Below are 13583 nucleotides of genomic sequence, written 5' to 3' on the forward strand. Positions count from 1 at the left end.
GACAGGCCGACTCTTATCCTCAACCTCTGTGCTCTTCTAAGAGTTCCCGGACTGATATTGCTACGCTCTCTGTTGTTTTCCATCCGAGTCGTCCTTTTGTCGACGAAATATCCACACTAAACTTCTCTACCATCGTCTCGTCGCTCCGAGGATTCTCGACCAGCTCCACGTCCACCTCGATCCCCCGCTCCTCGCGCGCCACCTCTCGCACAATCTCCCCGACCTCCATCACACTCATATCCTCCTCGCTAGCGATCTCGTACGTCTCGGTACCGGTCTCTCCATGCTCCAACTGCTCCACCAGCCGCTCCGCGCTCCGCACGTACGCCCGCGCCACGTCTTTCACGTGAACGAAGTTTCGCGCCTGCGTCCCGGGCTCGTACACCGTCAGCGTCTCGCCGGCGAGCGCCCGATTCACGAAGAAGTTGATCATGGTCGGCTTCCCCACTTCCGTCCCGTCGACGACGTGCTCGCCGTACAGATTCGACTTCAGGAAGAGATGCGCCGGGAACGCGCCGTCCGCGAACGACTCAATCGACCGCTCGCCGAGCAACTTCGTCCGCCCGTACCAATTCAACGGATCCCGCGGCTGGTCGGCCGTGATCGGGAACTCCTCGGGATCGCCTAACACGGCCATACTGAACGGGAAGGCCAACGCTGCGCCCGTCTTCCGGCAGAACCACGCCACGTTGTTCGTCCCGGTGACGTTCACCTCGTACGCGAGGTCGGGGTTCTTGTCGCAGTCGTCGACGCCGCTGATCGCCGCGAGGTGACACACCACGTCCGCGCCAGCGAGCGCGTCCTCCAGCCGGTCGCGGTTCCGGACGTCCACGTGCTCGATGTCGACGTCGCCGATCGAATCCACCTGCCCGCGGTATTGGTTGTCGATCGCGATGAGCTCCCACTCGGGATACGCCTCCTGGAACTCGACGATCACGCGACTGCCGATGTACCCGGCCGCGCCAGTGACCGCGATCGTCGGCGTCTCAATCTCCTTACCGCTGCTCTCCTCGTCTATCTCGGTATCTGTCGTCTCGGTCATCCCTGAATCGCCTCCGTACCGGTCAGTTCGCTCGCGATGTTGCGGATCCCCTCGCGCAGCGTCCACTCTGTCTCGAAGCCCGTCTCGGCCAGGCGGTCGAAGTTCACGTGATAGGAGGGGCCGGGCTGTTCGTCCTCGAGATACGTCACGTCTAGGTCGCGCTCCAGTTCCTCGCGGACGATCTCCGCGATCTCCGCGATCCGGTAGTTCCCCTCGTTCGAGCCGACGTTGTACACGCGCTGAGGCCACGAATCGGGATCAAGGGCGGCGTCGAGGTACGCCCGCGCCGCGTCGCGCACGTGGATGAACGGCCGCCAGTTCGACCCGTCGCCGTACACCGTCAGCGGCCGGTCGGTGAGCCCACGGAAGACGAAGTGGTTCACCACGAGGTTGAACCGGACACCCGGCGACCAGCCGTAGTTCGTGCTCATCCGGAGCGCGGTCGCGTCGAAGTCGTACGCCTCGACCGCCTCGTCGAGCAGGCGCTCGCAGGCGACTTTCGACTCGGCGTACGGGTTGAGCGGGTTCTGCTCGGTCGTCTCGTCGATGTCGCGGCTCGCTGCGCGCCCGTAGTTGTTACACGAGGAGGCGACAACGACGCTGTCAACGTCGAACTTCCCCGCGGCCGTGAGCACGTTCTCGGTACCGTCGCGGTTCACGGCAAACGTCTCCTCGCGCCGGTCGTGCGTCGACGCGGCGCCGGTGATCGCCGCGAGGTGGATCACGGCGTCGGCGCCGCGGGTCGCGCTCTCGACGGCGCCATAATCGCGGACATCGCCCCGGCGGAAATCGAGCCGGTCGCCGACACAGCCGGCGAGGTGCGCCGGCGAACCGTCACCCAACGAGTCAAGAACGACGACCTCACTCACACGTTCGTCATCAAGCAGCCGCGGGACGAGCGCGCTGCCGATGTAGCCGCACCCTCCCGTAACGAGGACCCGCTGGCCGGCATCGGAGACGTCGCCGCCCGACTCACTCATCGGTCAGCACGCCGGGCAAGAACCGGTCCTCGTGGGCCGCAATCCGGTCACGCTCTTCCACGAGCGTGCCGAGCACGTCGCGGATCCCGGACTCCAAGTCCTGACGCTGGCCGCCGACCAATTCGAGGAACCGCTCGTTTTCCATCTCCATTTTGTGCTCCTCGTCCTCTTCACGTGGGTTCTCGTAGTGCTTCACCTCGGCGTCGAGGTCGAACTCCGCGCCGACCTCGGCGATCGTCTCCGCCAGCTCGACGATGGCGATCGGCCGAGTGACCTGATTGTACACGTCGATCCCGTCGTCGCCGGAGTGGCCCTGCTCGACCAACCGCACGAGACTCTCGACGGCGTCTTCGAGGCTTACCATCGGCTTGCGCTGTTCGCCTTTCCCGTACACCGTGATCGGGTAGCCCGCCACGGCCTGCGCGCAGAATCGGTTGACGACCGTGCCGAAGTAGTAGTCAAAGTCGAACCGTGTCGGGCTTTCGTGTTCACGCGTTTCGTCGGTCTCAGTCCCGTAGACGATGGCGGTCCGCACCTCGCTCATCGGGAAGTCGAACTGCGACTCCGCGAGCCGCATGTTCGCGGCGTCGAACGACTTCGAGTTACCACACCAAACCGGATTCCCACCCCGTCTAACGAGTACGAGGCCGCCATCGACAGTACAGCAGTACACTGTCCCATCGTAGTGTTCTCTATCGAACGCATCTCTGTGCTGGTTCGTCTGTAGACACCAAGACGGCTGTATGCCGATCCGGTACTCCGGCTTGGTCTGAATGCCCGGCTTTTCACTTCGATCTATCTGTCCGAGTGTTGCTCCGTACCCTAGTTTCAGCGCAATCTCTTGGACGTCGTCTGCCAACTGCTCAGAAGACGTGTAGTAGCGCCATCCGCGCCCGGCGTCAGTTCCATCCCCCTCAATCAATGAATCAAGTAGTACTTGTAATTGCTCTCTCGGGAGGTTTCGGGCCCACTCTGGAATCCGACGCTCGTCGGCGAACTCCCGTAGATACGTCGCCAATTGCTGGTCGCTAATCTCGATATACTCCTGATTCGCATCTCGGAAGTGTCTTATTTTCGATTCATCGAAACCGATATCTGTGAATAAGCTCGTTAGTTTTTGTGCCTCTGTCTGATATATCCGAACGTTATTAGCTTGTCCAGCTTTTCCAACCGATCCTTCTGCGAGCCACCACCCGAAGAACCGAAGCCAAGCATCCGTTGGAATCTCTTTTTCCTCTATTTTGATGATTTGTCCTTCGAATTGATTGATACTCTGTTCACACTCCGGAATCGTGAATGATGACTGGTCGTTCCCTTCCCAGTCTGGGAAGCCACTAAAGAAACAAGGTGTGGAAACCTCTTCTCCAAGATCTTCTGCGCGGATTATGTCGCGTCGGTCCTCGAAGGTTTGTATTCCGTCGCCAGCCCAGCTCGTCCCGACCAGCATCCGGTGGTTCGGAGTCACTTTAAGATCCAGTCGACGATTGGAGACAGTCACCATCTCTCCCTCGTACTGGTACGATTGGACGTCTGATGGCTCTGTCCAGTACGTCTCGCCCGACTCCTCGCTCATTGCTATTACTGTGTGGTCTGACGTGAGCTCTGGAAAGGAAGTCCATCCCTCAGACGTCAGGATCTCAGTCTCGTCATCGTAACATTGGTGGTACCAGCTACCGCCCATCGCGGGGAACGGCACCTCGTCCGAACCGCCCTTTCGGTCGACCTCCAGGCCACCTTCCGGGATCGGGAAGTGCGGGGCGCCGTAGATGCCGGTCGTCGTCGTCTCGATGAAGTGGGTGTCCGACAGCCCCGTCTCGTGGAGGCCGTGGAGCAGGTTCAGCGTCATCGAGACGTTGTTGCGCTGGGTGTACAGCGCGCGCTCGCCGTTGATCGACGAGTAGGGCGCGCTGGGCTGGGCGGCCGCGTGGAGCACGGTGTCGGGCTCGTGGGTGTCCAGCAGCTGGAGGACGAAGTCGCGGTCCGCGAGGTCGCCCTCGACCAGGCTGAGGTTCTCGACGCGCCCGAACCGCTCTTCGGGCTCTTCGACCCGCGTCGCCGACACACTACCCGACTCGGCGACCCAGTCGCGCCGCGAGAAGTCGTCGACGCAGACGATCCGTTCGTCGACGCGGTCGGCCAGTCGCAGCGCGGTCGGCCATCCGAGGTACCCGTCGGCACCGGTGAGTAGCACAGTCATCGTTACTCGGTAGTCGAGTAACTACGAGTAAATGCTTTGCGGTTAGGTTCGCTGTCGCGAGAGCGACCGGGGCGAGAGCGACGCGTCCGCGCCGGTCGACGCCGCCCCAGCCGGCGCTCACACTACTCGACGGCGCCTCCGCTCGCGGTCGGGTCGCGTTCGGCGTCGGGGTCCGGATCGGCGGGGATGCTCTCGTGGCGCCACAGCAGGTCGAAGTACTGCCACATGCCCGCCACGAACGACGGGTTCTCCGTCACCGCGGCCTGCCGGTGGTGGTTCGGCACGTCCTCCTGTTCGACCATGAGCAGCCCCTGTCCGGACTCGTACGACAGGCTCGGGTCGACGAAGGTTCCGCGCCACGGAAGTACGCGGTCGCTCACGCGCACCGCGACCGACGGGAACTCCGCGGCGAGCGAATCGCGGATCTCGGCCTGTCGCTCCCGGTTCTCCGCCGAGAGCGAGTCGGGGTTCAACAGTAGCACGTCGATGTCGACACCGCGGTCGACCGCGTCCCGCATCGCCGGCCGGACCGCGTCGACGTACCCGAAGCTCTTCGAGAGCACGTACACCGCCTCCTCCGCCTCGCTGAACAGCCGCCGCGTCTCGCGCTCGCTCGGCTCCCCCACGTCGACGACGTGGAACAGGTCCTCGGTCGGGCTGAGCTCGTCGACGCCGCGGTCGCGGACCGGCGCGTACTCGTCGACGAACGCTTCCTTGACGGCCGCCACGTCCTCGCGGAACCGCTCGTAGGCGTGCCGGCGGTTCTCGACCGCGCGCTCGGCGATCGCCGCCGGCTCGTGGGGCTCGTACCGCTTCGGACGGCCCGGGATCACCTTCACGTATCCGGCCTCCGAGAGCGCGTCGAGGACGCCGTAGATCCGCGCCTTCGGGATCCCGGTCGCCTCGGCGAGGTCGGGCGCCGTGGTCCGGCCGAGGAGCAGCAGCTCCTCTAACGCGTCGGCTTCGTACTCCGTCAGATCGAGCAACGAGAAGAGGTCTTCCCCGGAATCGGCCATAGGCGTTCGTCCTCGTTCGCTCCGTAAGTACGTACTGGTGCCGCCGGAAGGGTTATTACGTGGGCGCTAATACGGTTACTCAGAACATGAGTAACTCCGACCCCACCGACGACGCGCACCTCGCCGATGTCCCCGACGGCGCGGGCTGTACGGAAATTTGGGAGCGCCTCTCCGACGGCCGCGACGAGGAACCGGACGAGGAGTAGCGACTGATTTTCTGGGCGCCGATTTCTGCGGTTCACCGGCCCGATGCCGGCTCGACGCCGGTTCGAGCCTCGGGTACAGTCGGGTGTGGGTGCGGAACAAACGCCGGGTGTCGAACGGAGCAAACACCGCGGAACAAGCGCCGCCGAAAAGAGCCGAAACTGCGCTACTCGACCGTGACGCTCTTCGCGAGGTTCCGCGGCTTGTCGATCGATCGGCCCTTGTCGTTCGCCACGTGGTACGCGAACAGCTGGAGGTAGACGTTCGCGACGAGCGGTTCTGCGATCCCAACGTCCGGGACCGGAAGCGACACGTCCAGCGTACTGTACTCGTCGCCGGCGGAGACGCAGCCGATCGCCGGCGCTCCGCGCGTCTGCGCCTCGGTCACGTTGTTCATCGTCTCATCGGCGCGCGCGCCGTCGGTCAAGACGGCCAGCACGGGCGTGTCGGGCGTCACGAGCGCGAGCGGGCCGTGTTTCAGCTCGCCGGCGGGGAATCCCTCGGCGTGGTCGTAGGAGATCTCCTTGAGCTTCAGCGCGCCCTCCAGCGCGACCGGGACGCCGGGCTTCCGGCCGACGAAGAAGAACGCCTCGCTGTCGCCGTACTCGGTCGCGGCCTCACGCACGCGGTCCTCGTTGTCGAGGACCTGCTGGACCGCACCGGGGAGGTCGCGGAGCCCCTCCAGCACGGGGCGCGCGTCGGCGGCGGCCAGCGCGCCGCGCTCGCGGCCGATCGCCACCGCGAGCATCGTCAGCGTCGCCACCTGCGAGGCGAACGTCTTCGTCGCGGCCACGCCGATCTCGGGGCCGGCCCGGATGAACGCGGTGTCGTCCACCTCGCGCGTGACGGTGCTGCCGAGCGTGTTCGTCACGGCGAACGTCCGCGCCCCGGCCGCGTTCGCGCGGCGGATCGCACCGAGCGTGTCGGCGGTCTCGCCGCTCTGGGTCACGGCGACGACGAGCGTGCGGTCGGCGCTGCGGCCCGCGCCGAACTCGTACTCGCTCGCGGTCTCGACGGTCGCGCGCACGCCGGACAGGTCCTCGAACAGCTGCGCGGCGTAGCGGCCCGCGTAGTTGGAGGTGCCGCACGCGACGATCTGGATCTCCTCGAGGTCGGCGAGGAAGCCCGGCGGGAACGAGACGTCGAGGTCGGCGTCACCGGCGTCGACGTCGAGCCGTCCCGCGATGGTCTGGCGCAGCGACTCCGGCTGCTCGTGGATCTCCTTCCGCATGTAGTGTTCGTAGCCGCCCTTCTCGGCCGCGTCGGCCTCCCACGTCACCGTCTCCGTCTCGCGGTCGACCAGCTCACCGTCGGCGTAGACCTCGACGCCCTCGGCCGACAGCGACGCCACGTCGCCGTCTTCGAGGTAGGTCACGTCCCGGGTGTGTTCGAGGAACGCCGTCACGTCGCTGGCGACGAAGGTGGCGTCCTCGTCGTGGCCCAACACGAGGGGGCTGCCCCGGCGCGCCACGACGATCCGGTCGTCGCCATCGCGGACCGCACAGATCGCGTAGCTCCCCTCCAGCCGGCTCTCGACGGCCCGCACCGCGTCGAGGAGGCCGCCGGCGCCCGCCGCCGCCGCGAGTTCCTCCTCGATCAGGTGCGGGATGACCTCGGTGTCGGTGTCGCTCGTGAACTCGTGGTCGGACAGCTCCGTCTTGAGCGCCTCGTGGTTCTCGACGATCCCGTTGTGGACGACGGCGACGTCGCCGACGCAGTCGGTGTGCGGGTGGGCGTTCTCGTCCGTCGGCGGACCGTGCGTGCTCCAGCGCGTGTGCCCGATCCCGAGCGCCGCGTCGGCCACGTCGGGCACGGTGAGGTTGTCGACCTCGCCCGACCGCTTCGCGACGGTGAGCCCGCTCGCCTCGCCGACGAGCGCGACCCCCGCCGAGTCGTAGCCGCGGTACTCTAGATTGCGGAGCCCCTCGTGGACGATGTCGCCCACGCGGGCGAACCCGCCCCCGTCGCCCGCGGCGTCGCCGGTCGCCCCGTCGTTCGCGGCCGACTCTCCGTCGTCCAGCGCGATACCGTCGCCGATGTAGCCGGTGATTCCACACATCGTTATCCCCTCCGAACGACCGCGCCCGACTCGATCCGCCCGTCGATCACGACCCCCGCGTCGGCGGTGACGTCGTCGCCGACGACCGCGCCGTCGGCGAGCGTCGCGCCGCTCCCGACGGTGGCGTTGTCGCCGACCACGCCGCCGAGCTCAACGCCGCGGTGGACGGCGTCGCCCACGACAACCGTCGCCGGGCCGCCGGCGACCGTCGCGTTCGGACCGATCCGGGCGTTGCCGGCGACGATCGCGTCCCTGACCACCGCCCCGGCGCCGATCACGGCGTCGGGGAAGATCACGGCGTTCTCCACGACCGCGCCCGCCTCGACGGTCGCGTTACTGCCGACCGCGGTGCTGCCGCCGATCGTCACGTTCGGGCCCACGCGGACGTTGCCCGCGAGCGCGGCGTCGTCGGCGACGGTCACCGAGTCGCCGAAGGTGGGACCGTCGGCGTCCGACGCCCCGGAATCGCCGATCAGTGCCGCGTTCACGGTCAGGAGGTCCCACAGGTTCGACACGTCGAGCCAGCGGCCGTCGTACCGGACGGCGGACAGCGTTTCGGTCGCGGCGAGGTCGTCGAGCGTCGCCGTGATCGCCAGCTCGCCGGCCACGTGCGTCTCGCGGATCGCGTCGAAGACGGCCGGGGAGAAGGCGTAGACGCCGGCGTTGATCTGGTTCGTCTCGACGGCCCCTTCCGGCTTCTCGTCGATGTCTGTCACGCGGTCGCCGTCGAGCGTCACCACGCCGTACTGGCGCGGGTTCGCGGCGGTCGTGACGGCCATCGCGGGGAGGTCGTCGTCGATCGCCCGGTCGCGGACCTGCGAGACGACGGCGGGGTCGACGATCCGATCGCCGTTGAGCACGACGAACGGGCCGTCGACGACCGGCTCGGCCTGTAACACGGCGTGGCCGGTTCCCAGCTGGGTCGACTGCTCGACGTACTCGATCGTCACCCCCCAGTCGTCGCCGTCCCCGAAGTGGTTCCGGATGCGCTCTTGCTCGTAGCCGACGACGAGGACGATCCGGTCGATCGCCGTCGCCGTGATCGCCTCGACCACGTGTTCGAGTAGGGGCCGGTTCGCCACCGGCACCATCGGCTTCGGCCGCCGGTTCGTCAGCGGCGTCAGGCGCCGTCCCTCGCCCGCGGCGAGGATCACCGCGGTCACGGATTCGCTTCCCATACGGGAACGGTCCGTCCGCCGCGATTTAAATCGTTCGCGGGACCGAGCGTCGGTGCCGAAAAGTAAAGTGGCCAACCGAACGTATTTCTGACGTGGCTAAATCGGCCGTCATCGCGGACGACGACGAGACGATCCGGTCGATCCTCCAGTACAAACTGTCGAACGCGGGGTACGACCTAACGGTGTGTCTCGACGGCGAGGAGTGCCGGCAGGCGTTAGACGAGGCCGACGCCGCCCCCGACGTGGTCGTCCTCGACGTGATGATGCCGCGGATGAAGGGTACTCAGCTGCTGCGGACGATCCGGCGCGGCGAGCTCGCGGTCGACCCCGAGGTCCCCGTCGTGATGCTCACCTCGCGCGGCCAAGAGGCCGACGTGTTGAAGGGGCTCGACTCCGGCGCCGACGAGTACCTCACGAAGCCGTTCAGCCCGAACGAACTGCTGGCCCGGATAAACCGACTGGTCGAGGCGTAACCGTGCCGCTCGCGGCCCCGACTACGGCGACGTCCGTGTACGGTCCGCTCGCGGGTCCTCAGTCGGGGACGCTCTCGCTCGCCGTCGTCGTGCTCGGCTCGCTGCTGTTCGCGGCCGCGGTCCTCACGCTCGGGTACTCGCTTCTCGCGGCCCGGCGACGCCGGCGTCGCGTCCCGATGCGCGCCGCGCTACGGTCGGAGCTCCTCGACCGGCTCTACGGCCGCGACGACCCGGCGTGGGACGAGTGGGTCGCCGGCCTCTCGGCGGCGGAGCGGGACGAACTGGAGTCGCTGCTCGACGTGTACCTCCGCGAGCTCGACGGTCGCGACGCCGACGCGCTGGCCGGACTCGGGCGAGCACTGGGCGTCCACGAGCGGGCCCGCCGCGAGATCGCGAACGGCGGCTACTGGGACCGCACCCACGCGCTCGTCTGGCTTGCCCTGCTCCGCGACGCGCCCGACCGCGACCTGCTCAGAACGCACTGTACCGAGACGCCGCGGGAGCGCGCCGCGGCCGCTCGGATACTGTACGCGGCCGAGACGGACGACTGCGCGACGACCGGCGTCGACCTGCTCCTCCGCGACGAGCCGGAGTCGTTCTCGGTGTTCGGCGTCGACACGCTGTACCGCGTCGCCGAGCGCGACCCGAGCCCGTTCTTCGAGCGGGCGGCCGCCGACTTCGCGAGGTGGCCGCCGGCGCTCCAGCGGCAGGCGCTGCTCGTCGTCCGCCACCTCACCACCGTGGTCGGGGATGCCGATCTCTCGTGGGTCGTCGGGTCGCTGTCGAGCCCCGACCCGAGCGTCCGGTCGGCAGCGTGGCGGGCGCTGGGCGCGTACGGGTGGAACCGGGCGGTCAGGGACACTGTCGACCTCGCCGCGATCGCCGCCGACCCGACCCCGCCGGTCCGCGCGAGCGCGTACCGAGCGCCCGGGACGTGGGGGGACGCGGAGGCGATCGCGGCGATCGAGGCCGCCGGGACCGCGGACCCCGACGCGCGGGCGCGGGTCACCGCGGCCGAGACGCTGGTCTCACAGCGGACCTCGGCGGAAGCGGTGGACCCGAACGACCCGCCGCGCGCCGACCTCGGGGCGGACCGAACCGCGTCCGCCAACGGTCGCTCCGTCGACGAGACCGCCGCATTCGATGTCGCGTGGGCGTGGGCGGTCGAGCACGCCCGCTTCGATCGGCTCGCGCGAGACATCTCCCGCGACCGCGACCGGCTCCACGACGAGGTGCGCGGATGACGACGCTCGAAGCCCTCGGGACGACGCTCGTCGTCGGGTCCGGCGTGTTCATCGTCACGTACTACCTGCTGATCAACGTCGGCTACCTGCTGATCCACGTGCTCGCGCTGGTACAGCTCCGGGACAGCGTCCGCGAGTCGGAGTGGACCCCGTCGTTCCGCGCGTTCGACAGCCCGTTCTACCCCGGCGTCGCGATGGTCGTGCCGGCGTACAACGAGGCGGCGAGCATCGTCGAGAGCGTGCGCTCGATGCTCGCGCTCAACTACCCCGACCAGGAGATCGTCGTGGTCAACGACGGCTCCTCGGACGCCACGCTCGAACGGCTCGAAGAGGCGTTCGGGCTCCGCCCGGTCGACGCCGAGGTGCCGTACGACGTGCCCTCGGAACCGATCCGGGGCGTGTACCGCTCCGCGACCCACGAGAACCTCTTCGTGGTCGACAAGGAGAACGGCGGGAAGAGCGACGCGCTCAACGCCGGCGTCTGGCTCACCGACCAAGAGCTGTTCTGCGCGGTCGACGCGGACACCGTGATCGACAGCGACGCGTTGTTAGACGTCGTCGCGCCGTTCCTCGAGGAGCCCTCGCGGACGGTCGCCAGCGGGGGCACGATCCGCGTGGCGAACGAGTGCGTCGTTCAGGACGGACAGGTCAAGGAGGTGAACCTCCCGAAGACCGGGCTCGCGGGCGTTCAGGTGATGGAGTACCTGCGGGCGTTCTACTCGGGGCGGCTCGGGCTCGCCCGGCTGAAGGGGCTGATCCTCATCTCCGGCGCGTTCGGCGTGTTTCGGACCGACCGCGTCCGCGAGATCGGCGGCTACCGCCACGACACGATCACGGAGGACTTCGACGTGGTGGTCCGCCTCCACGAACACCTCTCGGACAACGACGTCGACTACCGGATCGAGTTCGTCCCGGAGCCCGTCGCGTGGACCGAAGTCCCGGAGACGCTCCGGACGCTGGGGCGCCAGCGGCGGCGCTGGTACCGCGGCATGATGGAGACCGTTGTCGCGAGCCGGCGGATGTTCTTCCGTCGGGCGTACGGTCGCGTCGGCACGGTCGTGTTACCGTTCTTCACCGCCGCCGAGGCGCTCGGCCCGCTCATCGAGGGGTTCGGCTACGTGTTGCTTCCGCTGGGGTGGTACCTCGGCATCCTCAACGTCGAGTTCTTCCTCCTCTTCCTGCTGCTCACGGTCGGCGCCGGCGTGTTCCTCTCCTGGTTCGGCGTGTTCAGCGAGGTGTGGAGCTACAACCGCTACGAGTCCCCGTGGGAAGTCCTCCGACTGCTCTGGTACGGCGTGTTAGAGAACTTCGGCTACCGCCAGTGGAAGACGATCGTCGCCTGGCACGGCCTGATCGAGTACCTCCGCGGCGACCAGTCGTGGGGCGCCATGGAGCGGCGGGGCTTCGGCGATGCGGGGACCGACAGCGCCGAGGCGGCGGGCGCCGCCGGGCCAGGTGTCGCAACGGCCGCGGCGACGGACTCAGAGGCCGGACCGGACGATTCGGCGTCCGAAACGGGTGCCGCCGCGGCGGCGGCGGACGACGGCGGATTCGTCTGGGTCGACCGGCTCGTCGACGCGTCGGACACGGACGGGTTCCGCTGGCTCGCCGGGGTCGCGGCCGACGAGAGCACCGGCCGGTTCGTCCCGAGCGGGGAGCTGACCGCCGGCGCCGGCGACGGAGGATTCGTCTGGACGACCGACTTCTCGGAGGGGGTCGGCGACGGGGGATTCGTCTGGGTCACCGACCCGTCGCTCGGCGCCGGCGACGGGGGGTTCGTCATCGCGCTCGACGACGACGGATCCGCGCGGCTCGCGGCGACGACCGACTTCTCGGAAGGGGTCGGTGACGGCGGGTTCGTCTGGGTCACCGACCCGTCGCTCGGCCCCGCTGACGGCGGATTCGTCTGGACTCGCGACCCCTTGGACGGCGCCGGCGACGAGGGGTTCGTCTGGGTCCTCGACGGGGGCAGTTAGTCCGAGCGCAGCGCCTCGTGGACCGGCTCCGCGGCGTTGACGTCGCTCACGGCGAACCGCGTCCCGTCGTCGTCGCTGTCGACGGCGAGGTCCCAGCCGTGGCCCGTCACCACGCGCTGGACGACCAACAGCCCGAGCCCGAACGACTTGACATTCTCCGCGTCGGCCGCGGTGAGCGCCGCCTCGACCGCCGGCGGGAGCCCGGGCCCGTCGTCCGCGATCACGAAGCCGTCCGCGTCGCCGGTCACGGTCACCGAGACGCCCGGCCCGCCGTGTTCCACGCTGTTGCGGAAGAGGTTCTCGAAGAGCCGTCGGAGGCGCATCTCGTCGGCGACGATAGCCGTCTCGGAGGCCACGTCCACCGTCAGCGTCGCGTCGCGCGTCTGGACCGTGTCCCACGCCTCTCTGACGAGGGGTTCGAGCGCGACCGAACTCCGCTCGCCCACGTCGGCGCCCTCCTTCGCGAGGATCAGGCACTCCGCGATCATCGACTCCATCCGGTCGAGCGCCCCCCGGACGCGGTCGAGGAACTCGGCCGTCTGCCCGCTGACGCGCTCCTGCGCGAGTTCGACGAAGCCGATGGCCCCCGACAGCGGGTTCCGGAGGTCGTGCGCGACGATCCCGGTGAACTCGTCGAGGCGCTCGTTCTGTTCGCGCAGCTCCGCGTAGTGTTTCCGCCGTTCGAGCTCGGTGCTCACCCACCGCGCGAGCACCGAGACGAAGTCGCGCTCGGCGTCTGTGATCGGGTCGTCTCGCGGAACGTCGTCGGAGAAGCAGAGCGTTCCGTACGTCTCTCCGTCGACGGTCACCTCGGCGCCGACGTAGCAGTGGAGCCCGGTCGTCTCCAGCGCGCGGTCGTCGCGGTACTCGGTTTCGCTCGCGTCCGCGAAGCCCATCGCCTCGCCGCTTTCGACGACGTGGCGACACCACGTCCCGTCGAGGTCGACGACGCCCCCCTGGGTGTAGGGGCCGGTCTGGATGTTCGTCTCGACCACCTCGTAGCGCCCCTCGCCGGTGTACGAGAGCACGCCGTTGTCGACGCCGAGGTACTCCCGGCCGACGTCTATCGCCTTCAGGAGGCGCTCCTCGGTCGACTGGTCGGTCGCGGTCAGCTGTAGCAGGCTCTTGAACGGTTCGGAACGGGACGTGTCAGATACCATGGTGAAGCGGGTCGCTGGCTAGGATCCGGTTTGTCGCGGGTCCGGCATAAAACC

Annotated in this window: 9 protein-coding genes and 3 pseudogenes; 3 read left to right on the plus strand and 9 right to left on the minus strand. The window is 68.0% G+C overall.

The window, feature by feature from the left end; genetic code table 11:
* Positions 1 to 19: 19 nt before the first annotated feature.
* From EXE47_RS14550 to EXE47_RS14580, 8 genes and pseudogenes are all read right to left on the minus strand, one after another.
* Positions 20 to 1042, minus strand: coding sequence for an NAD(P)-dependent oxidoreductase (locus EXE47_RS14550; RefSeq protein ID WP_137708481.1), 1023 nt, complete (start codon positions 1040 to 1042; stop codon positions 20 to 22).
* On the minus strand, positions 1039 to 2022 hold the full coding sequence (locus tag EXE47_RS14555; protein WP_100050446.1) for an NAD(P)-dependent oxidoreductase: 984 nt from the start codon (positions 2020 to 2022) through the stop codon (positions 1039 to 1041). Before EXE47_RS14555 ends, EXE47_RS14550 begins: the two co-directional genes overlap by 4 nt.
* Positions 2015 to 2677, minus strand: a pseudogene (locus EXE47_RS19300) (UDP-sulfoquinovose synthase); the annotation flags it as partial. The gene EXE47_RS14555 and the pseudogene EXE47_RS19300, both read right to left, overlap by 8 nt.
* 150 nt (positions 2678 to 2827) lie before the next feature.
* A pseudogene (locus EXE47_RS19305) lies at positions 2828 to 3595 on the minus strand (LAGLIDADG family homing endonuclease); the annotation flags it as partial.
* 77 nt (positions 3596 to 3672) lie between these two features.
* Positions 3673 to 4219, minus strand: a pseudogene (locus EXE47_RS19310) (NAD-dependent epimerase/dehydratase family protein); the annotation flags it as partial.
* A 122-nt stretch (positions 4220 to 4341) separates the two neighbouring features.
* On the minus strand, positions 4342 to 5235 hold the full coding sequence (locus tag EXE47_RS14570; protein ID WP_137708482.1) for a TrmB family transcriptional regulator: 894 nt from the start codon (positions 5233 to 5235) through the stop codon (positions 4342 to 4344).
* Positions 5236 to 5605: 370 nt separating this feature from the next.
* Entirely contained in the window at positions 5606 to 7498 is a 1893-nt protein-coding gene (gene glmS / locus EXE47_RS14575) for a glutamine--fructose-6-phosphate transaminase (isomerizing) (RefSeq protein WP_137708483.1), read from the minus strand.
* 2 nt (positions 7499 to 7500) lie between these two features.
* Complete coding sequence (locus EXE47_RS14580) at positions 7501 to 8676, minus strand: sugar phosphate nucleotidyltransferase (protein WP_086215936.1); 1176 nt, start codon at positions 8674 to 8676, stop codon at positions 7501 to 7503.
* 92 nt (positions 8677 to 8768) lie between these two features.
* Between EXE47_RS14580 and EXE47_RS14585 the strand changes: the two genes are divergently transcribed.
* From EXE47_RS14585 to EXE47_RS14595, 3 genes are all read left to right on the plus strand, one after another.
* Positions 8769 to 9149 carry a response regulator transcription factor gene (locus EXE47_RS14585; RefSeq protein ID WP_094494912.1) on the plus strand — a complete coding sequence of 127 codons (381 nt, stop codon included), beginning with the start codon at positions 8769 to 8771 and terminating at the stop codon, positions 9147 to 9149.
* Positions 9150 to 9325: 176 nt separating this feature from the next.
* Positions 9326 to 10393: a HEAT repeat domain-containing protein gene (locus EXE47_RS14590; protein ID WP_137708486.1), complete on the plus strand. Its 1068-nt coding sequence runs from the start codon at positions 9326 to 9328 to the stop codon at positions 10391 to 10393.
* On the plus strand, positions 10390 to 12369 hold the full coding sequence (locus tag EXE47_RS14595; RefSeq protein WP_137708484.1) for a glycosyltransferase family 2 protein: 1980 nt from the start codon (positions 10390 to 10392) through the stop codon (positions 12367 to 12369). The genes EXE47_RS14590 and EXE47_RS14595 overlap by 4 nt, the downstream gene beginning before the upstream one ends.
* Here EXE47_RS14595 and EXE47_RS14600 read toward each other — a convergent pair.
* On the minus strand, positions 12366 to 13529 hold the full coding sequence (locus EXE47_RS14600) for a GAF domain-containing sensor histidine kinase (protein ID WP_176454996.1): 1164 nt from the start codon (positions 13527 to 13529) through the stop codon (positions 12366 to 12368). The genes EXE47_RS14595 and EXE47_RS14600 overlap by 4 nt on opposite strands.
* Between the last annotated feature and the right edge of the window lie 54 nt (positions 13530 to 13583).

Origin of the sequence: Halorubrum sp. GN12_10-3_MGM (genome assembly GCF_005435235.1) — an archaeon.
Lineage (GTDB): Archaea > Halobacteriota > Halobacteria > Halobacteriales > Haloferacaceae > Halorubrum > Halorubrum ezzemoulense.

What these genes read in the sequence shown, in the direction of transcription:
- EXE47_RS14550 (WP_137708481.1), bottom strand. Translation starts at nt 1,042, where the DNA reads ATGACCGAGACGACAGATACCGAGATAGACGAGGAGAGCAGCGGTAAG.
- EXE47_RS14555 (WP_100050446.1), bottom strand. Translation starts at nt 2,022, where the DNA reads ATGAGTGAGTCGGGCGGCGACGTCTCCGATGCCGGCCAGCGGGTCCTC.
- EXE47_RS14570 (WP_137708482.1), bottom strand. Translation starts at nt 5,235, where the DNA reads ATGGCCGATTCCGGGGAAGACCTCTTCTCGTTGCTCGATCTGACGGAG.
- glmS (WP_137708483.1), bottom strand. Translation starts at nt 7,498, where the DNA reads ATGTGTGGAATCACCGGCTACATCGGCGACGGTATCGCGCTGGACGAC.
- EXE47_RS14580 (WP_086215936.1), bottom strand. Translation starts at nt 8,676, where the DNA reads ATGGGAAGCGAATCCGTGACCGCGGTGATCCTCGCCGCGGGCGAGGGA.
- EXE47_RS14590 (WP_137708486.1), top strand. Translation starts at nt 9,326, where the DNA reads ATGCGCGCCGCGCTACGGTCGGAGCTCCTCGACCGGCTCTACGGCCGC.
- EXE47_RS14595 (WP_137708484.1), top strand. Translation starts at nt 10,390, where the DNA reads ATGACGACGCTCGAAGCCCTCGGGACGACGCTCGTCGTCGGGTCCGGC.
- EXE47_RS14600 (WP_176454996.1), bottom strand. Translation starts at nt 13,529, where the DNA reads ATGGTATCTGACACGTCCCGTTCCGAACCGTTCAAGAGCCTGCTACAG.